Source organism: Megasphaera stantonii (genome assembly GCF_003367905.1).
In the GTDB taxonomy this organism is placed as follows: Bacteria; Bacillota; Negativicutes; order Veillonellales; family Megasphaeraceae; genus Megasphaera; species Megasphaera stantonii.
In genome coordinates, this window is sequence record NZ_CP029462.1 from 765573 (window position 1) to 786358 (window position 20786).

At 37.6% G+C, this 20786-nt stretch carries 15 protein-coding genes and 1 pseudogene; 1 reads left to right on the forward strand and 15 read right to left on the reverse strand.

Annotated elements, in window-relative coordinates:
• Positions 1–4: 4 nt before the first annotated feature.
• Genes DKB62_RS03635 through DKB62_RS03655 form a run of 5 tightly spaced genes read right to left on the reverse strand, consistent with a single transcriptional unit; the run spans position 5 to position 5875 of the window.
• Positions 5–2074: an Hsp70 family protein gene (locus DKB62_RS03635; protein ID WP_107196726.1), complete on the reverse strand. Its 2070-nt coding sequence runs from the start codon at positions 2072–2074 to the stop codon at positions 5–7.
• Between the two features lie 49 nt (positions 2075–2123).
• Complete coding sequence (locus DKB62_RS03640; protein WP_107196727.1) at positions 2124–3038, reverse strand: coiled-coil domain-containing protein; 915 nt, start codon at positions 3036–3038, stop codon at positions 2124–2126.
• Between the two features lie 17 nt (positions 3039–3055).
• Positions 3056–3259, reverse strand: coding sequence for a hypothetical protein (locus DKB62_RS03645; RefSeq protein WP_107196728.1), 204 nt, complete (start codon positions 3257–3259; stop codon positions 3056–3058).
• 4 nt (positions 3260–3263) lie between these two features.
• Entirely contained in the window at positions 3264–4799 is a 1536-nt protein-coding gene (locus tag DKB62_RS03650; RefSeq protein WP_157949745.1) for an Hsp70 family protein, read from the reverse strand.
• Between the two features lie 14 nt (positions 4800–4813).
• Positions 4814–5875: a coiled-coil domain-containing protein gene (locus DKB62_RS03655; RefSeq protein ID WP_107196730.1), complete on the reverse strand. Its 1062-nt coding sequence runs from the start codon at positions 5873–5875 to the stop codon at positions 4814–4816.
• Positions 5876–6004: 129 nt separating this feature from the next.
• Here DKB62_RS03655 and DKB62_RS03660 point away from each other — a divergent pair.
• Positions 6005–6993, forward strand: a pseudogene (locus DKB62_RS03660) (IS30 family transposase).
• Here DKB62_RS03660 and DKB62_RS03665 read toward each other — a convergent pair.
• Genes DKB62_RS03665 through DKB62_RS03710 form a run of 10 tightly spaced genes read right to left on the reverse strand, consistent with a single transcriptional unit; the run spans position 6966 to position 20786 of the window.
• A complete protein-coding gene (locus tag DKB62_RS03665) occupies positions 6966–7757 on the reverse strand; it encodes a hypothetical protein (RefSeq protein WP_107196602.1) in 792 nt (263 codons plus the stop codon). The pseudogene DKB62_RS03660 and the gene DKB62_RS03665 sit on opposite strands and share 28 nt — an antisense overlap.
• Positions 7754–9346 (reverse strand): Hsp70 family protein, encoded by a 1593-nt coding sequence (locus DKB62_RS03670; RefSeq protein WP_107196601.1) that lies wholly within the window; start codon positions 9344–9346, stop codon positions 7754–7756. The genes DKB62_RS03665 and DKB62_RS03670 overlap by 4 nt, the downstream gene beginning before the upstream one ends.
• Before the next feature lie 16 nt (positions 9347–9362).
• A complete protein-coding gene (locus DKB62_RS03675; RefSeq protein WP_107196600.1) occupies positions 9363–10013 on the reverse strand; it encodes a hypothetical protein in 651 nt (216 codons plus the stop codon).
• Positions 10010–11275: a hypothetical protein gene (locus DKB62_RS03680; RefSeq protein ID WP_107196599.1), complete on the reverse strand. Its 1266-nt coding sequence runs from the start codon at positions 11273–11275 to the stop codon at positions 10010–10012. The genes DKB62_RS03675 and DKB62_RS03680 overlap by 4 nt, the downstream gene beginning before the upstream one ends.
• A gap of 16 nt (positions 11276–11291) precedes the next feature.
• On the reverse strand, positions 11292–12728 hold the full coding sequence (locus DKB62_RS03685) for a phage baseplate assembly protein V (protein WP_107196598.1): 1437 nt from the start codon (positions 12726–12728) through the stop codon (positions 11292–11294).
• A 36-nt stretch (positions 12729–12764) separates the two neighbouring features.
• Complete coding sequence (locus DKB62_RS03690) at positions 12765–13208, reverse strand: hypothetical protein (RefSeq protein ID WP_107196597.1); 444 nt, start codon at positions 13206–13208, stop codon at positions 12765–12767.
• A 22-nt stretch (positions 13209–13230) separates the two neighbouring features.
• Positions 13231–15411, reverse strand: a complete 2181-nt coding sequence (locus tag DKB62_RS03695; RefSeq protein WP_157949739.1) for a hypothetical protein — start codon at positions 15409–15411, stop codon at positions 13231–13233.
• The gene (locus DKB62_RS03700; protein WP_107196595.1) at positions 15374–15982 is read right to left on the reverse strand and encodes an imm11 family protein; all 609 of its coding nucleotides are present in this window, start codon (positions 15980–15982) and stop codon (positions 15374–15376) included. The genes DKB62_RS03695 and DKB62_RS03700 overlap by 38 nt, the downstream gene beginning before the upstream one ends.
• Entirely contained in the window at positions 15979–17763 is a 1785-nt protein-coding gene (locus DKB62_RS03705) for an AHH domain-containing protein (protein ID WP_107196594.1), read from the reverse strand. The genes DKB62_RS03700 and DKB62_RS03705 overlap by 4 nt, the downstream gene beginning before the upstream one ends.
• Positions 17764–17774: 11 nt before the next feature.
• Complete coding sequence (locus tag DKB62_RS03710) at positions 17775–20786, reverse strand: acetate and sugar kinases/Hsc70/actin family protein (protein ID WP_107196593.1); 3012 nt, start codon at positions 20784–20786, stop codon at positions 17775–17777.

A 20786-nucleotide genomic window follows, 5' to 3' on the forward strand; every position in this document is an offset into this window, starting at 1 on the left:
TCTATTATTTCTCCGTAACGCTTAAAACAACTTTTTTAAACGTATCTTTTAATTTCGACATATTATCTAATTTATATACATCTTTTTCAGCAGACATTCTATTTAAGAAATCAAAATTAACGCCTCTTCCAACACCAATAGATATGACGCGCATATGTGCCCCTTTTAAATTTCCAACATAATCCAACGTACTTTGTGAATTATCTGGCGCACCATCCGTAACGATGATAATGACTTTTTCATTTGTACTTTTGCTTAATTCCCCATAAGCCAGCCGCAACGCAGCCGTCATGTTCGTACTACCCCAGGCTTTCATATTCTGTACATATTTGACCAATAAATTACTGTTGGCACTTAAGCCGCTGACCATTTCAGCATTGCTGCTAAACGTGACTAAGCCTACACGATGTACCGTAAAATCAATCATTTCCTCTAACAATGCATAACAAGCTTCTTTGGCTTCTGCTAAAGGAGTTCCATACATACTTCCTGACGTATCAATTAACAGCATAAAATCTACAGGCGATTGCCTTTTTATTTTTTCGGCCCTTTCCCCCTTTTTTACTTCAATTTCTTTTTCAAATCCACTGTCCAAATCTTTAGCCTGTACAGTAAGGATCTGACTGTTGTCAAAACTAAACGTAACTTCAATTTGCGGTTCGCCTACTGGTGCTTTTTTTATTCCATCTAATCTAAAGCTGCCTAAAAAATCATGCCTAGCAATGTCAGCAATATCTTCGCAATCACTGCCAGCTTCATATATATTGATGTCAATAGCCGTTTGGTTATCAGAAATTGTCGTATATATACCGCTCTTTTGGCAAGGATAAGTTTCTCCTTTTTTCAGTAATTTTGATAGAGTAGATTTATGCGTCTGAGGATCCGTCACTTCAATGCCCAAAGAATGAGATAAAATATCTTTAAATGGGTCATCCTCGCCGCCATTATCAAAATTCGCAATAAACCCTGCACCTACAGCAACTAAAGTATCTCGTTCCAATTCCATGCTGGCTAATATATGAAATATATTTTCAACGGCATTCTGAATATAAGGAATATAACAGCTTCCACCGACTAGGATGACTTCGCCAATATCCTCTAAGGCAAACTTTTTACTGGAAGCAATGAAGTTTTCAATACGTCCTATTATTTTGTCGTACAATTCACGGCATAGGCCATTGAACTCATTCCGCGTAAAAGTAATATCAAAATTATAAAATTTACCATTGTATTTAAATAAATTCGGAATATTGACAATAGTTTCTTCCGTATCACTCAATTCAATTTTAGCAATTTCTGCCGCTTCTCGCACTTGACCAACCATGGCATAATACGCTTTATAGTCTAAACCGGAATTTTTCTGATTAGATAAATCAATGCCAAGGTCATCTTCAATAATAGATATAAAATATTCATACACCTTCCTGTCAAAATCATCTCCGCCCAATTTTTTATCACCGTCAATATCCAAGGCCTTATAAATATGTTTTTCCGGCACTGCTTCTAACACGCTTAAATCAAAAGTACCGCCGCCAAGATCAACGATAAAAACCTTTTCATTTAAATTCAATTCTTTTACGGCTGCTACTGCCGCTGCCATAGGTTCGGTAATAATACGCTTGACAAAAAAACCTGCCCTTTCTCCGGCTTTTTTCGTTTCTTCTTTCTGCTTGGAATTAAAATATGCCGGCACTGTAATAATAGCTTCTATTTCAGTATCTTCACTGCTCTTCATTTTTTTTAGAATTCCTTTTTTTACTTCCTGCAAAACTAATGCCGCTACGTCTGTCGGTGTAAATGTCAAGCCGTTGCAAGTCCATGTCTTTTTATCATCGCCCATATACGTTTTAGCTGAGCGAATTTCATTTATTGGATCCAATATGCCCATCTTACGCGCTTTAGAACCAACTATAATATTTTTACTGTCATCTTCATCCACATAAATGACAGATGGAATCAATTTCCCGCTTCCTGGAAATTTTATTAAATCAAGTTTTCCTTTTTTATTTAAATAACATGCCAAGGTATTGGTTGTTCCCAAATCAATGCCTACTCGAATTGTTTCTCGATCCATTCTGTCTCCTTACTCCTTATATAACTACGAATAACTCAAATATCAAAAACTAATTTCTCTCCCATGATGGCGATTCATCATCAGGTGATGCGCTGACATCTTGTTGACTCTCTATAGCGGTCTGAGTATCCTTTGTTGCAGATTCCAGCACCACTTTATCAGGTTGCTCTTCATTTTTTATGTTTTTTTCTTTTTCTGCCTTTTTTTTTAATTGATCCAATTTGTTTTCTGCCTGTACAGCTTTTCTTTTTTCGTCCGCTAACAGCTTTTCAACAACCTTCAATTCATCATTGCGATTTTTCAATTCTGTTTCTAATCTTATAACTTTATCACGTAAACTTTTTTCCTCAGCACGCAATGCAGTTGCTTCCCTCGTTGCATTGTCTAATTTCTTAGTAATATTTTGTAAAACCTTATCTTTATTATCCACTTCTTCCTTTATATGGGCTACTTCCTTTTCCTTCCTTTTTAACTCATCATAAATCTCCTGTTTCTCTATAGCAAAATGCTCTTTTTCCTGTTTAAAATTATTTTTTTCTTCTCTAAAATTACGTTGTTCTTCTTCCAATTCCCGACGCTCCTTGTCTACCTTTTCTTGTTGTTCTTTGCACGACCTCCTCATATATTGCAAGTCTTCTTCCAGAAAATCCAAATGAACTAGCCTATCATTCACTAATTCTTGAATGCTCCGATGCTGTTCATATAAGGCAGCATATTTATCTTGCTCAGCTCTTAGATTTTTTTCTGCCTTAATATCATTAATTTTCATCTGTTCTTCCACTGCCTGCCTGTCATTTTCAGTCTTTTCCAACTTAGTCTTTAAGAGCTTAATTTGTTCTGTCAATCGCAACTGATTTTCTTCTAGCGCTTTTATTTCATCACAATACTGATCAGCTATACTCTTCATCTGCGTCAAAATATCATGTAAGTCCCGTATCATATCATATGCGCTTATTTTATTCACAGTAAAATCCCCCTTTTTTATTGCTCCAGCATTTCTTCTACATTTTTCCGTAATTCTACTATTTTCCGTATATTGTCTTTTAATTGGTCTGCTTTTACTTGTGCCTCTGTCATCTCTTTGATTTTTCTCTCTCTTTCTTCAAACTCATCATTTAACAATTTAAGAATAGCTGTACCATATCCATATAATTCGTTCAGTTCTTCCAACCTAATATTATCCATGACTTTATCCTCCAATCAACACAACTTTATCTTCAATCAGCACGATATTACAGTCTTGCCCTTCACCCTGACATTCATAAACCCGTATGTGCAGTTCGCCTTTTTCGTTCATTTTCATCTTAAATAAAACAGCTTCTTTGTCTGTGTACAAGGTTTTATCCAGTTCAATCTTCCCCATAAATACAATATCTTCATCATCAATAGGAGCATCGGAAATATCATTGAATGTTTGATAAACTGATATAGTATAATTATTTTTTTCTAAATCAGCAATGCGCAAGGGATTATAGAACGTTTCAAATCCATAACGTTCATTACGGTTTATATATTTTACAAACCTATTATTTTCATTAATGCCTATATAAAAAGGAATGATGTTATGAATTTCGATATCATTTTCTTCGTTTTTTAAATAGAAATAATGCGCTGCCCCAGCTGCAATACCTATATAGGCTTCATCCATATCACAATCTTCACTGTCGAATACATCATCTCCTACATACTCACTCAGTATCTCCCTAAAATAGGGGATTTTTGAAGTCCCACCAAATGACCATGCCAGTGTAACCTCATCCTTCGTAATTTCATCAGTACTATCAAACAACTCGTCTAAGCACTGGATAATCCGGTCTTTAATTTTTATATCAGAAAACACAGTATATATTTCATCTCGCGTCAGGGCAAAAATATAGTTTTTCTGTATTCCGCGAAAAATATGAGAACATTCAGCATTTTCTTCTTCACTGTCAAAAATCATCTCTTTTAATTCCTTGACAATAGAAACTAATTCCTGTTCTGCATATCCAGACGTATCTTCAGCAGCAATAATATTCTTTATTTCCGCTTCATACTTAGGCTTAAAACTCCGAGTATATATATCCCAATCGATGTCAATTCCGCCATAATGCATTCCTTTGGCCGCTAATTCCGTAATGCATACTTCGCCGTCTCCGTCGTTTTCTACGCGCAGCAAGCTAAGATCCAATGTCGAGCCGCCGAAATCGAAAATCAGGACAACTTGCTCCCCTTCTTCATCAAAAACATTTTCAATAGAAAATGCTGCCGCAAATGGCTCTGTAATGACCGCTTCCACATCAATATGGGCAGCAATGGCAGCATCATATATCCGCTGCTTCTGCATCTCTGAAAAGCAAACAGGCATCGTAATAACAGCTCGTATTTGCTTCTGCGATAGCGTATTAGATATTGTCTTCTGCAACCAGGAAAATATATCTGTAGCTGCCTCTATAGCCGTTATATCCCGCCCCAAACTATCTATGTAAGCAGACCAGTGTTCTAATTCCAGTTTTCGTTTGACATAGGTAATCATATTCTTCTTATTCCCCAGCTCTGCCGATCGGAGAGCTGCTGTTCCTACATCGTAAGCATTACAATCTTTATAATAAATGACATTTGGCGTCTCTGAGCCTTTGCCAATAGATGTATTTAATTTTATTTTTCGCTGCCTGCCCTGAGCCGTATATGACGCAGCTTTTATGTTGCAAGCGCCGAAATCTATTCCTATAAAATGTTGAGCCACGCTATTCCTCCGTCTCATTCCTCATATTTCAAGATAACACATTGCCCTTCATAACACATAGATTCCCGTTCGCCATCTTCATTAAAAAAATCTATGCAGTATGGCAGACGTTCTATTTCTTCGATTTCTTTATCTTTAGCAATATCTGAAGTCGGCTTTCTAAGTGGTTCCATTTTATCTAAAATAGCGTCAGTATATTTAATGCCTTCTTCTATTTTTTCCGTATATATGCAGCAGGAACGCAAATATGTATTAATTAATTCTAAAAGCTGTACATAAAAAGGTCTATCTTTTTCAATATTCATTCCCCTACGTATAGCCACCATCAAAGTAGATAGCAAATCTTTTTTGATAATCTTAAAGAACGCTTCAGTCACATTTTCAAATACATCATCATCGCTATCAATTACCAATGTATCGATAAATTTTTCCACATCATTTTTCAGCTTATCAAACATTTTAATATAAATAGCTTTTTGCTCAAAATCAGATTGCTTCAAATAATCCAAAATTGGCTTTATATGCAGTACTGGCTGCAACTCGTTTTTAATAGCTTCAGCGTTTCCTGACAAAAGCAAGTTTCTTCTATTCTCTATTTGAAATGCTGTTAACAAAGAATCTTCCTCAGGCTGCGCCGGCACAGCCTGTTCTGAAACATTAAGTTCTAAGCTTTGATTTTTTTGCGCTTGTTGATTTATCTTTTCTTCCAGTGCCTCAAGTTTTTTATATAATTGACAATTTTGCTTTTCATATAAATCAATGCGTTCACTCTGCTTCTTTGCAATATCTTCCAACGCTTTGATACGTTGCTGCAACTGACTCTGCCGTATATTTTCTTTGCTCTTTTCCCTTAATTGTATAAGTTCTTTCTGCAAATCAGCAATTTGACCTTCCAGTGCTGCTATCTTTTCCTGTAATGGTTCAGCACTTTCCCTGGGCTTCTGATTTATGATGACATATACTTTTTCTTCTAACTGATCGTTATATGCAGTATCATTCTCTACAAACCACTGTATATATCTTTTCATATCTTGAAAGGCACATGCTCGAATATACTGCCAAATAATTTGTCTCATACTATAATCGCCCCTTTAATTTTTTTTACCGGCGAATTTACAATACAAGTGCAACACCTATAAAAAATGACACATAGGTTTCTGATATAATAATGCTACCAAACAAAATCTATATCTCGGAGGAAACCTATGTGCCACTATCATCATCTTACTCTATCTGAACGAGAAAATCTACTCTTTTTTCGCGCGCAGTCCTATTCTATCTCTCGAATTGCGGCGGCCCTCGGCCGAGATAAATCCACGATCTCACGGGAACTACGCAGAAATACAGTGAACGGCAAGTATCTGCCCATCACCGCACAACAACAGTATGCCCGCCGCCGTAAGGCATGCAAGCCTCACAAGCGGTTAGAGAATGCCGAGCTATTCGCATTGGTTAAAAATCTCTTCCTGGTGCATCATTGGTCCCCAGAAGAAATTGCCGGACGCTTGCAGCTGGAACATCAGAAGGCACTCCTTAGCTATGCAACGATTTACCGCGCCATATATGCCGGTATGTTTGATGAAACGTCGTCCTCCCATGGGTCCCGCGGTGCGGTCCGCCGCTTGCGGCATCATGGAAAATCCCGGCATACCCGGCAATATCAGGAACGACGGGGTTCTATTCCCATCTCTCACGATATTTCGGAACGGCCAGCAGGAGCCGCTAACCGCTCCCGGCGAGGACATTGGGAATGTGATACCATAGCAGGAAAGACAGGAAAAGCCTGTCTGGTTACGTTGGTAGATAGAAAGAGCCTGTATCTGGTAGGAGGCAAAGCAGCCAAAAAGACAGCACAAGCCGTCAATACGGTATTGCTTCAGGTACTGCAAGGGCAACCTGTAAAAAGCCTTACGCCGGACAGAGGAAAAGAGTTCGCCCATCATGCCGCTGTCACGGAGGCCTTGAACGGCGTGCCGTTTTATTTCCCGCCGCCGCATCAGCCCTGGCAGCGGGAAGCAACGAAAATACCAATGGCCTAGTCCGAGAGTATTTCCCGAAAGGGACGGACATCACACTCGTTCCAGAAGCCTATGTGCAAGCTGTTTTTGCAGAACTAAATCGCCGTCCCCGAAAATGTTTAGGATACAAAACGCCATACGAAGTACATTACTCTAAAAAGTTGCACTTAGCTTGACAATTCGCCCCCCAAACAACACATTGTCCTTCAAGAAAAGCCAATTCGCATTCATCATCCCCATCGATATAGGTTACAAAGTGCGGCTGCAATTCTATTTCATCGATTATATTGAACCATTGTTCTTCCTGTGTTTCTTTCTTCAAAATCTTAAATATTTCTATTAATTCTACTTTCCTATCATCGTTTACTACTTCCATTTCCCGGATCGAACGGCCTTCTCTAACCGGATGAGCCTTCACATATATCTGCTCTAAATACGCTTCTATAGCCCTGTGAAGCCGCCCATAAAAAGCTCTGCTTTCTTCTTCACTTCCCCTCATACCCCGATAGGCACCGATTATAAAATTCACCAAGTACTTTCTAATGAGCCCAAGTATAGTATCTACTACATTTTCTGTTGTTTCTTCATCAAATTCCTTAATCTTGTCAAGTACCTTACTCACCCGTTCCCTATAATTCTCGATATATTTAATATACTCTTTTCCCATGGTATTTTCTCTTAAAACCTGCAGTATAGGGTCTATATGCTTTACTTTGGCCATATATTCAGCAAAATGCTCTCTATCTCTCAAATCAAGCGGCACGGACTGAACAAAATTATCAGCAGAAACCGGTTGTTTCTTTAAAAGCGGCACAAGCCCTTCTGGAGCCTTTTTTACTAGAACAGGATATCGTTCTCTCAACCTTTTTAATACAACCGCCCTATTCCATGATTTATAAGCAACATATTGATTTCTCAAATGCTCTACTAACAGACTCACTCTAAATCACTCTCTTTCTTAACTGACACGCTACCGCTTTGAATCGTATTACCAGTTCCGTCTTTAACAGTAGCTACAGCAGCCAGCGTGTCATCTTTTTGTATTGTAATCTCTACGTCTATGACTGTATTATCTTTCTGCAATCCTGCCGGCAAATCATCGATAATCAACGTATCAATCAGGGTTATGCCGTTGTCATCAATCCGTACAGCTTTGGGAAAATTTTTTACATCACATTCATAAAGGTGTATTTCTAACCGCTGCTGTCCATCGTGCATTAACTTAAACCTTCTCGTCTTGCTGCAAGGCAGAGGCTCATTTTCTGGAATAATCGCCTGGAACTTGCCATATTGCACACCTGATGTTACGGCTATGCCAGTCTGTACATTCGTCTTCCCATCGTGAAGTTCGTCTGCTAGGTCACATTCAGCTAAAATGGTTGCCCCTCGTGAAATCAGCGTCGACACATCATCACCATATATGATTTCATCTTTAACGAGTTTATCCTCCAAGGATTTTTTGACGAAAGGTATATTGGAACTGCCGCCGGCCAATACAATAGGACTGATATTTTCTACACCCATCTCCCTGGCTTCTTCAATGGTCCGAATCGTAATATCAATAGTTCTCTGCACATCTCTGCTAATATATCGTTCTAATTCATTGCGAGAAAATTCTGCCTCATACATAGCCGAAGTACCGTCATCTAGCCAAATATTGCATACTTTCCTCGCTTCCGCCGATTCTGATAATTCCTCTTTAATGACATCTGCTGCTTGCCATATTGCTAACATATTTTGACGATAGTGAATGAGAGGCATTGTATAATATGACTCGTCGAATTCATCTTCCGAAAAAGGTAATTCCATGCCATACTCATCATTAATCCGATTCAGTAATTCTTCAGCCAGACGATCCGTCAGCGTATTGCCGCCTAAGTTCTTGTCGCCGTTCGTTGCAATTTCCTGAAATTTATTTCCTTCTTTGCGAATAATTGACACATCAAAAGTACCGCCGCCAAAATCATAGACCAAAATCGCCTTGTCCTGAATATCCCCCTCGTCCAATCCCATATCTTCCTGGCAGGCTACTGCCGCCGCCGTCGGTTCTGCCACTAATTTAGCGGTTTTAAACCCTGCATCTTTAGCTGCCTTCTTAATCGCTGCTTTATCAGTTGAATTAAATTTAGCCGGAACAGTAATAACCGTTTTATCGATGCACCCTTCTATCGGACCGAATTCTTTTATCAATTTTTCTTCTATGCCGTGAACAATTTCATTTAAAAATAAACGCGCTACTTCACGAGGTCGAATGGAAAATGTGTCCCCATTTTCTGCTGTAACGACAATCTTTTCTTTTTCACCAATTTTAGGCTTAAAATTCAAAACCCCCGCTTGTTTTTGGTTATCGAATATAATAAGTCTTTTAGCTAAGCTGCCTATGACGTATTCATTTTTACTATAAAAATAGATAGCTGAGGGAATAATTTCGTCGCCTTTATATTTTAACTGGCGTAATTTCCCTTTTTTATTAAAATATGAAACGACTGTATTCGTCGTTCCAAAATCAATTCCTATTTCCTTTCCCATACATATAGGCCCTTTCTCAATATATAATAACTTGATCTATCTTCATCGTTTGCTCTTGTCCAATGAATCCAATATGCTGATCCCAAAAGATTTCTATCCCAGCAGTCACGTCAAAAAACAAATCCCGGATTAAATTAAGTTTGTTTTCCATTTCGCTTGTCTTTATATGCGGAATATATAAAAGAAATTTTCTTTCATAGCCATAATAGTACAATTGCGTATACCCTAGAAAATTCGTTACTGCTTCGCAAAAAAAACTCTTTTTATTCCTCATTATTCTCTTTTTCCTAAGCAAATTCAAAAGCTGTTTTTTTTCAGTTTCCGTCAGCAGTAAATACATTTTCCTCACATTGATACCCCAATGTCCCTGCAAAATTTCTTGTTCAATCCCTCTTTCCATGAGCAGGCAAAATCGCATTCCTGCCATGTAATCTAAATAGGCTAAATAATGGTATAATATATTTTCTATCTCTTTTACAACTTTTTCATCTATTATTTCATCCTGCCACGCCTTAAGCAAAGCAGAAAAAACAGGTTCAAAGCGAAAAAGCGGACTTACCACTACGCAGTTACCATTATCCTCTTGTACCTCTGAATATGGTTCTGCAAGTTGTTTCGGAACGTTATATCTCTTTGTTTCATCATATACCTGCCATAAATATTTCATACCTCTTCCCTTTCTGTAACGCCTATCCAAGTAAATTCAGGATAGTGTTGTTCCATGAAATGCAACACATAATTTGCATAATCTGTTAAAAAAATTCCCTCTCCCTCAAACATAACAATACAACAAGGCTTATAGCGCAAATCCGTCAAATACAATTCATTTTGATTGGCAAAGTACCTATGCCCTCTTTTATACCGAAGAATAACTTTACGATTTTCTCGATTTCTTTTTACTACACAGCAAAATTCACAAGAAAAATTTTTATGCTGAAATCTGGATAATACTTGCGTAATATCGGCTCTAGTCCGCAGAGGTATGGCTGTATCAAATCTTTCATTTCGGAACTTATTTTCAAAACATATTTCTTCACCTTTCACATCATGAATGCTAACCTTTTTATACTGAATATCTTCCAGTTCTTCATGACAAAAAATTTCTATCTTATCTTGTCCCTTGCGAATTTCGTCACAAGGAGCCAAGGGATATATAAATGCAGCAGCGTGAGTATCCTCATAAAAATATTCATATCCGCCTGTATCCTGGCTTTGATGCAGAGGCGGCAGGCCTGTTTCACTATCTTCTACTTCAATATTCCACATCAGGCAATATTCTGTCAGCAAAACATTCTTTAATCCATTTTCTTCAAGACGGAAGTTAACCGGCCAATGATGTTGCCATAGGTCTTGTACATCCACATTTTCCAATCGTATATCAACAGCATGCCGCGCATACGGCGAATATATGACCGGCTTGGTAATATGATACATATCAGCTAAGAAAAATAATAAATTTTCTTGTTCAATAAATCGATAGTGAGGCACTAAAGAATATGTAAATTCTCTAGTATCGTTATCACAGCAAATAGTGCCTGTATATGTTCTGCTGCAAATTTCAGATAACTTATCATATGTGCAATTTAAGAAAAATTGACATTCCTGCTGATAAAACGCTGCATCATATTCCATAGAATCAGCAATCCCAAAAAGACTATTGCCTACATGAATTTCCTGGAATCCTCTTTCTGCCATTTTCGCAATATCATTTTTTTTTACCAACACGGTAGTAATGTTCCACACTACGCTCCAATCATTCTGCACTGCGGCAAAAAAATTATTTACTCTCTTTTCTACACGCTGTAATACAATATCTTCATATATCGATAAAGCAGAAAATGTGCTAGTCAGTATTTTTTTTAATTCGCTATCTTTTATAGTTGATTTTTCGATAATATCAGTAATCTTACTCTGTAAATTACGTTCCATCTTTACTTCTCCATTATTAAGAAATATGCACAGTCCTGCCCTGCAAATTCAAAGAACTGTTGCTTTTTACAGTTGCAGAACCGCCAGATTCCATGTGCACCTTGCTATTTCCTTTGATTTGTATCGTCTTAGCCTGCTGATCTACTGTACTATCAGCCTGAATTAGAATGCCATTTTTCTGCAAAACTAATTCGTTTTCAGCCGTTTTTAATAATATTTTATCTTCATCTATACAAACCTGGTTGCTGCCTACACATAATTCAATTTTATTTTCATCCATATATATTTTATTTTCAAATGAATGCAGCTCTAAAGAATTATTTTTCCAAAAGATACGCTGCTTCGTATTATTTCCAATATATTTTTCTTCTACATTGCTGCATTCTTCATCTAAAGCTTCCTGCCGTAATGCCGAATATGCAAAACAAGTTCCATTAGTGAAGAGAATTTCGACTACATCTCCTACATCAGGAAGAAAAACAATACCTCCCCGTTTTCCGCCATAGAAAGTACCATAATCAAACCAAGCCCTCTTACTTTCAGTTCGGTCCATATCTTCTACATAGTCATCAATAAATTCAACCTGAATCCGGCCTCTATGTTCCGGATCTTTCACATTAGTAACCCGAGCTTTAAGCTTTATCGTTTTTTCCAAAGAAAACTTATCCGCCCCTTTAGGTATATCTTTCTTTTTCAATTCTTCAATTTCATATGTAAATTCAGTGCTTTCGTGTACTTTCCTTACAGTAACAGCTGTAATTACATATTTTGTACTGCTTTTTCCTAATGTTACAATACGCCCTAATTCAATATACTTTTGAAGTTTTATATCTTGACTGTACCATTTCTTCTTTCCTCTGCACTGCTGTTTGTATTTAGAGGCAATAATCTCCTCATTTTCTATCTTCATTACCCGCTGATTTATATTAACATCATCAATGGCGATAATAACTTTATCTGCAAATACGTCATTAACCCACAGGTGCGTCTGACAGCACGCAGCTATACGCTGTATAAAAGCGAAATCAGTTTCTTGACTTTGTACTGCAACAGCTTCATAAATTTCTGTCTTTAATTTGTCTGCCAGACGCAGCTCGCACGCTGATAGTGCGAGCCGCTGTGCTGACAGCAAATCACAAAATTTCTTTTGCGGATCTTGAAATATTCTGTTTTTTTCATCTTGATCTAAAAGCACAGAAAGGGATGTCAAGGTTACATCAAGGGATGTAACCGAATACGTTTTTTCAATACTGATTTCCTGAATAATGCCATTGAAAACAGGCATGCCATCGTCTAACTGCACTAAAGCTGCAGTTCCTGCCATCGTTGCATACTTATCTGCTGTATCCTCTGATATGGCAGCGCTGAAATGACAGCAACTATGGCCGTCTCTCTGCTTGTGCAGTTCAAATTCATCAATATAAAACACGTCGTCAAATCCCTTGATCTTCATTGCCGCTCTCCTTTGAAAATTACGTATTAAATAATATCAACAAGATGCTGTGTTAATATTGTCTAAATAATTTTCCTTCTGCGTAAGTTCTAGTTCAAATGTACATTTTTTATCTTCTTTTTCATAATGTTCTATGTAGTCTACTACAAACATCTTTTCAAATTTATAACTGCGTACAACATTGTTTTCTGAACTCTTAATTTCAATTTCTACAGTTCTGTACCATTGATCTTGATTTGGATCTCGAGTCCAGTTAAACACAGCTATCAGCTTGTCCGTTATTTCCGGCTTTATTTCCCCGCATATTTTCAGCTTTGCTAGCATAGAATTAGATTTTTGCCTTACATCATCATCGGTCGTATCAAAAGAAATATTCACTTCCGTAATGATCTGTTTCTCATCCTTGTCACCATCCATCGTCTTGCCAAATTCAATAATGTTTTTGCCGTCGCTTGGAACTATTGTTACTGTGTATAACATAAATACCTCTCCCTTCTTATAATTAATCAATATTAATTTCTACAGCAATTTCGTTTTTATTAAACTTTATTTTTAAATTAGCAATATTGCTGTTTTCTTCATCATCATTTTCTTTGATAACCTCTTCTCCGTTTTGCAAAATCCGGTTGACAATCTTTTCATTTGTCGAAGCTCTTTTCCATGAAACAACTTCATCCTTTGCAAATTGCTTCAAATTTGCCAATTTAACTTTCGAACCGCCCCATTTACCGCGCAAATACTGAAGAACGAAATCTTTCATCAGTATCTGATAAATCGGCGTATACTGGCCTTCTGTATTTTTCTTCAGCGTTCTGGCTAAATAGACATACGTGTTTTTTATTGGCTCATTATTAATATAGATTTTATCACTATTGAATACAAAGCCGAAATTATCTTTTCCTATCTCTTCGATTATATCCTTATTCCAGCGCATTACTAATTCGCGATTAAATTTGGTAATAAGGTTCTTCTTTATTTCTTCATTTTCCAAGTCCACACGCACGCATACATTTTCTTTATCGACTTTAAAGCCATGCTTTTCTAAATAATCCGTTTGCTGACTGCCGACAAGAAGCCCTGCTGCCGGATAGGCTGCATCAATATACACATCCGGCACAGTAAGCATTAACTTTTCATCTTGTACTTCTTCCGCAACACTTACTTTACGTTCTCTTGTAACAGTAAAATTCGGATATGAATATACAGCATGTCCATAATTTACTTCACTTAATACCTCCCGTTTGTTTCTAATATAGCTGGCAGTAATGCTGCCAAAGCCATTGTCTTTGCCTGCCTTGAAATTAAAAATAGTCATGATCCGGTTTTCATCTAACAGCTTCAGCATCATCTTCGCTGTATTGAAGTCCAAATAATCTAAAGACTGTTTCTTTTCCTGCGCATCAATATTTATATCGGCAAACGGATCAATATCACTGCTGCTATTATCAGATATTCCTGCTCCATCTACAACAGCAGGCAAAATAGCAAACCAAATTTTTTCTTCGACTTGGTTAATACCTCTATCTTCAATAAAACGACTGAACTTCTCTTTAACATCTGATACTAATCGGCTTGTCGGACAATTACTTACAATAAGTCCGCTCTTTAAATAGCCTGTATCGCCGCCGTCGGCAGTTGCATGATCAAAGAATATCTTGACTCCTAATAATTTTTCTAAAACCTGTGTCATTTCATCAATAAATGATTTCTTGGCTCGGACATAAATTTTTTCATACTTTTCTTTGTTACTCAATAATTCTTCTTTAGATGCTGTCGTAGTCAATGCGGCACTATTATCCATGGGGGAATATACATTAGTAATTAATGCTTTTACAAATTCATTAGGCTGAAACTCGTTTTTTTCATAATCTTTTTCCAGTACGTCCGTAATCGTTGCCGGAAGATTTTGCCTTGGCATCAACATCTTTGTATCGTCATCATTTTCTTGGGCTATTTCTTTTACTTCTTGAACAATCAGTTCGCCTGAATTATCAAAAGCTAAATATCCGCTAATAGGTCTATTGACAACGTCATCATTGTCAGATTCACTTTTATATTCATCTAATAATTTAATTTTTATATTGATATCTTCTATTGCTACAGGCAATAAACCCATTTGAGAATTTTTATACTGTTCGGTAATCCTCTTTCTGTCTTCTATAAATCTCTGAGCATACTCAGAAGGATTTTCTCCTTTTTCTTTAAGTTCATAATACTTTTCAAGGTTATATTTTAAACTTTTTCGTATATTTCTGGCTTCTTCCACTTCCCGTTTCGGCGTAAGCATTTCTAATATTTTCTTATCATCAAATTCCAAATTAGAACTGCCGCTGCTTCCCTTTGTATAATAAAAATCAGAAAGCATTTTATAATACACATTGTCTGTAATAGAAGTTTCTCTATAATTTGTCTTTCTAGCGACGTTAATATCAGTTGTATACATGAACTGAATATTTCCATTTTCATCTTGCTGGCAGATTTCATACACTTTAGGAGCAAACTTTTCTAAAAATTCCTTAAATGTATGCACTTCTAATTTTTTTAATTCCAACTGAAACATTTCCGTAGTTGGATCATTATTCTGCAATATTGTAAATAAATCAGGGACATTATCATCCCTATTAAATTCCTCAAATAAAATAGTTTTAGAAGTCTGTTTTAAAATTTCCATTGTCGATGCCACTTGCATTCTCCCCTTCCACGTCTTTAAAATATACATTTTTTAAGTTTTCATGTTCTACAGCATGTTTCACTTCCTCGGTAACAATAATCTCTTGATTTACTACATGAGCCAGTTTAAATATTTTATAATTTCCTACCGTTGCTGAATTAATACTAATATGCATCACTTCCTGCATCTGTTCCTCGGCAGAAAGGAATTCATTATTCTCCACAGCTACGTCGCATTTATCCCAATTTAAACAGTTAATACGCGGCGGCAGAGCCAACCAATACGATTCCTTAATGCCAAATTCTTTAAATGTTAAATTAATAGGCTTATAAAATAAATTATCAATATGCAAACTATCAAATATCCTTTTACATCGTTCTGAAACCAGAGGTATGCAGCCAGATATAAGAAAATCAGGAAATTCCATGCCGCCGTCTTCAGAAACTTCGCTTTCCAGCAATAAATGGTCTAAATATTGAAATTCAGAATTCAAACAACCAGAAAACAACCGTTCTTTCAATGAATCACTTAATTTTATATATTCCTCTACACAAGTTTCAGCGTACATGATATAAAACTTCATAGACCAGCCTCACTCAATCGTTCTTTAATTTTTCTCACAGGTGCTGCATAGGAACTTGTGCTGTTTCGCAGAAAAACCAGTATTTCTGTATCATGGGATTGCAAAATTTTTTCTGTTGATTTTCCTGAACAATCAGGCAACTTCAGTATATGTTTGGAATCTACCTGAAAAGGCAGTTTATTGACATCTACGCTGCCAATCTCAATAAAGTGTTCAATATTTTCACAAAAGAAAATACAAGCTTTTCTGCTTACTTCGTCACTAAGTCCAAATTCCTGCGGATTAATTTCTGAAGGATGACAAATTGGATTAAATGCCAAATTGGCATCTTTATTGATAATTGTCTCTTCAAAACGCTTCACCCTATATTTTTCTAAAACCACATTTTCATCATTGCTTCCTCCTTTGACTACGGCAATTTTTCCTGTTCTTGGCAGTCCAAACGTATAGCGGAATGCTTCTAACGATACATAATAGGGATAACTGTGATGAGGTTTTTCTCGGAATGCTGCCAAATATTTTTTTATTTTTGTCGAAAGATTATTCATACGTAAGACAAATGCTGCATTTTGGCGCGGCGTATTGCGACAAACTTTTCGCTGGCACAGCGACAACTGAATCTTACTCATCTCATTTTCTACAAGCTCAGCATAATTTCTTAGTTCCTTAGCTTCTTTTTTAGTAAAAAGCTTAATACGCTGATGAAAAATGGGAATTTCATCTTTAGCAAAAGTATAACTATGCCCCCCTAAATGCCATTGAATCCCAGTCATGCTCATGGCATCATACGCACTAATATTCTTTTTCACTGCGTCATCGGCCTTTTGACGATATTCCCGATCTTTAGAAATCAGCATAATACAGTTAGCTGCACCATTTATATCATACCCTTTATAGGTCGTATTGCCGCTATTTTTCATCTCATTGTAGAAATTCGCCAAACGCACGATTTCCGGATATTTTTTAAATACCTGATTGCCCGAAATAAGGTGGTGTGCTGCATTAGTCCAATACGATTCATTCTTATTCCCCAAGACAGATTCGTAGTATATATCATATTCATCTTTTTCGCGTTCAGGCTTATTTTCATAATTTTTCCGTAAGACAGATGAATCATTATGTACTTCTGTCGATGCCTTTGGATACAAACAAGTCCTGCATTTTTCCCCTTGGTCCATGTTGCACAGCAAAGGCACTAATACAGGTTCGTCTCGCTCTTCTTCACATCTCTGCCGTATTGCAACTGGACTTTCCTTATTAACAGTCAACGGCATTCTCGCCTTTGAAGGATTTTCAGCTTCCATCTTGGCAGGATGCTCCTTGCCTGCGACGGCTTCAGGAGACCTGGAAAATATGGCCTTATCCTCAGCAGGAAGCTCTCCCCTGCTGGCCGAATGAAGCCAATTAACTGCGCTGACATCCAGGTCATTCCCGTCTCCGACTTTAAAATTCATGCTCGCTTTTACCCGAATGAGGCCTCCGCATACTGTACACACATTAAAGGATTTTTCCGTCAAAAATGGCATACTTTGCCTAAATGTAACATTCCGCTTAAAACCGCGCCAGGTTCCCAGAGAACATCGGCACGGCTGCGGAGCGCCCTGTGCCTGTGCAGTCAAGATAGGACAAATGCCCACTTTTACTTGTGCTTTAGCCCCTGTAGTCAATAAGTTCACGCCATTGTACGTTACCTTTCTATTATTACCTTCTCGGCACCGTATTATTGCAGACGGCGCTAAGCTGCACCCAAATACAGTGTTTTCTGTCAAATACGGAATCATACGTTCCCTTTCTACCCTAATTCAATAGTAAACGGTTCATTCTTCATAGACTCTGCATTTAATTCATCTTCGTTTTTAGCGATTGCATATTCCAGAGTATGAGAATTAATAGGCCGAATATACACATAAGCGTCAGGAACAGGCTTATCAAGCGTCACATGAATTTGTCTGGCTATCGTAACAGGCGCTGTATTTGTAGCTGCAATCGGCATATCTGTATACAGCAAATCAAACGAAGCACTGGCATCAATAAACTTATACCATTGGTTCATTTTAGTATTTCTGTCTATTACAGTTCTAAATTTTCGTTTTTTATTACGCCCAATATAATACTGGAATTGTACCTTTGTATGGTCAGGCGTTATATCTATGACCTTAATATTCCCGCCCTCGCGGCAACGCAGAAGGCCAAAAGCTACACCCGTCTTTCCAGTCGGTTTTTCCAAATTATCCTTCTGAACAGGCAAGCCCAATTCTTCCTGTTTTTTATAAGCTTCTTCTGTTCCCAAAGCAGGATATAATACAAATTCAGGCATAGGTTGATCTTTTCCAAATCCCAAAATAGTTCTAGCCTCTCCGTCTTCTCGAATATACTCATCGAAAATTGCCGTAACGATAGATGATTTAGAAGAATTTCCGGCCAAAAAAACGGCAATTGCATCTACGTCAGACAACGCTTTGATCTTGTATGTTTCATCACTGGCACTTTTATCAAAAGCTTCCCGAAGAGCTACAAAAAAGTTATGTATTCCTCTTTCGATTCGCTTCCGCAATATACTCGTCAAATCAGATGCAGTATTGCCCTCCTTCTGAACTGCTGGCAATACCAGTGCCATATTAGGATACTGCATGCCATCATCAGCAAAAAGATTTACGTTGATAATACCGCTGTCTATCATTTTCTGCGCGGTTTCTCCTTCCGGTTCCTCCCAAATAGGGCGAAGCTCTTCTATTAAATTGTGCATATTGATATGTGCTTCTTGAGAATCTTTTATAAGGCCTTCACTGCCAGCAAAGTCTTGCTTTTGTGCAGCCCATGTAAAAGGTATTTTATGCTGAGGCCCATCTGTATTGCCTGATGGGTTCAGCAGCGTTTCCTTATTAGTTTTGAACACTTCAAATGCCAACAGTTTCAGCAAGTTTTCTCCGCCTAAAGTCCTATCACCATTGGCACCAAAATGAATTAATGTATAATCATAACGATCTGATTCCGATTCCCGCAATACGCCGAAATCAAAATCCGTCGTGCCTCCGCCAAAGTCAAATACAGAATAATAATTTTCAGCATCACCACAAGGATCAAAGCCAAATTCTTCTAAGGCCGTCATTGCATAGGCTGCCGGTTCGCTGACTCCTTCTTGAACAATAAACTGCCGCATAGCTTCTTCATTAGACAATAATGCAGTCGGCAGGGATTTGCGTATGCCCGCCTCAAAACTGCGGCGCATTTTTTCCCTGATTCCCCGATCATATGTAACAGGAAAAGACATGATGTACTGCAGAAAGATGTGCTTTTCCTGTAGCATATTGTTGATATAAAGGCCTAAATAGTAAGCATATATTTCTACGGGATTAATATCCTCATCCATCAATTCCAAAAACGGCGGCAAATCTTTTATGACGCCCTTCGCATCTTTAATTTTTACGCGCTGCTTGTCCGTGCCGCACCACTGCTTGATGCTGTCAAAAAATGAATAATACTTATCACTGCTGCTGTTGCTGAGGTTGTCATAGGCTGTATGGGAAACAGTTACATCATTCCAACTCGTATATGGCCGTCCCTTTCTTGCCTTATACGCGTTCATAAAGGATTCAATATCTATGAACTGGACAACTGTGGGATTTTCATAATTCTGCAGCTGCACACCCTGACTGTAATTTCCGCTGCCAACTTGCAGCGGCAAAGTTTGAAGATTTTCATTTTCATAGACGACGACCGTGCTTTTTGTACCAAAATCGATGCCGACAATGCCATGATTAATATCCTCAGCCGGATCACGGGCCGTCAAACCTTCTGGCAAGACCAATTCCCCTGCCGTTTCTTCATCTTCATTCCAGTCCCATAAATCCCAATGTCCCCTATTAGGATCAAATAAAATATTTTCATCGTATACATCTAAGTCGGCCCGTTGCTTGTCACATTGCAGCAAAGAAATTCGCAGTTCATCGGCATACAGCTTATCACGTCGTACTTCACGGGACTGTATGACAGCCTGCGCTTCTTCCGGCGTATGGCTTATAAAATCGAATGATGTTCCTGCTACCAAATCTGCTACAATTTTTTTCTTATCAAGGCCAATTATTTCATCATGAATAATAAAATAATCACTATATTTTTTATATAATGACATAAACAAGTCATATGCTGTTTCCGTATTAGAAAGCCAATTATCACTTGGCCTAAGTCCATTTTTAGCCCATAAAAGCAAAGTTTCTATCCCCGTGATTGGCTGTGCGTCTATTCCCTTTAAACGATATATAGGCATAACCCCAATCGTTCGAGTACAAGTACATCTACCAAATTCTCTGTCTTCTCCATCATATAAATTATAGGCCCAAATCGTATTTTCCTGCCTATAAGCCAAACCATAACTAAGCATACCATTTAATTGAATATAACCGCCGCTTCGTATCAATGGAATAGCAACACATTTTTTTACTTCTTCACAACTTGGCAGCGTCCCATCAAATTGGCTAAAGATAAAAATATTTTCTTCCTTGACTCCATATGTATTTGCTATTGTCGAATATACATTTGACGAAGGAACTGCAGAAGAAACAAAATATCCACAATGATTCACATCAGGAAATAATCCTACAATATCAGGAATATACCATACGCCCTTATTTGACATAAAAACACTTTTATCATTTATCAATCTATCATTTACATATTTACAAAGATTTTCTAACTGCCTCTCGAGTTCACGGCAGTCTTCATCTATCCACGCGGCAATAGTATTCTGATTCCATACATCCAATTCCCCTGCCGTTATAGGCAAGCGGCTCACAATTTTTGTCAT

Bases quoted from the DNA above. Each gene is read 5' to 3' on its own strand.
- DKB62_RS03655 (WP_107196730.1), bottom strand. From the start codon at position 5,875: ATGAGACAAATTATTTGGCAGTATATTCGAGCATGTGCCTTTCAAGAT.
- DKB62_RS03710 (WP_107196593.1), bottom strand. From the start codon at position 20,786: ATGACAAAAATTGTGAGCCGCTTGCCTATAACGGCAGGGGAATTGGAT.
- DKB62_RS03670 (WP_107196601.1), bottom strand. From the start codon at position 9,346: ATGGGAAAGGAAATAGGAATTGATTTTGGAACGACGAATACAGTCGTT.
- DKB62_RS03690 (WP_107196597.1), bottom strand. From the start codon at position 13,208: ATGTTATACACAGTAACAATAGTTCCAAGCGACGGCAAAAACATTATT.
- DKB62_RS03675 (WP_107196600.1), bottom strand. From the start codon at position 10,013: ATGAAATATTTATGGCAGGTATATGATGAAACAAAGAGATATAACGTT.
- DKB62_RS03680 (WP_107196599.1), bottom strand. From the start codon at position 11,275: ATGGAACGTAATTTACAGAGTAAGATTACTGATATTATCGAAAAATCA.
- DKB62_RS03685 (WP_107196598.1), bottom strand. From the start codon at position 12,728: ATGAAGATCAAGGGATTTGACGACGTGTTTTATATTGATGAATTTGAA.
- DKB62_RS03700 (WP_107196595.1), bottom strand. From the start codon at position 15,982: ATGAAGTTTTATATCATGTACGCTGAAACTTGTGTAGAGGAATATATA.
- DKB62_RS03705 (WP_107196594.1), bottom strand. From the start codon at position 17,763: ATGATTCCGTATTTGACAGAAAACACTGTATTTGGGTGCAGCTTAGCG.
- DKB62_RS03645 (WP_107196728.1), bottom strand. From the start codon at position 3,259: ATGGATAATATTAGGTTGGAAGAACTGAACGAATTATATGGATATGGT.
- DKB62_RS03635 (WP_107196726.1), bottom strand. From the start codon at position 2,074: ATGGATCGAGAAACAATTCGAGTAGGCATTGATTTGGGAACAACCAAT.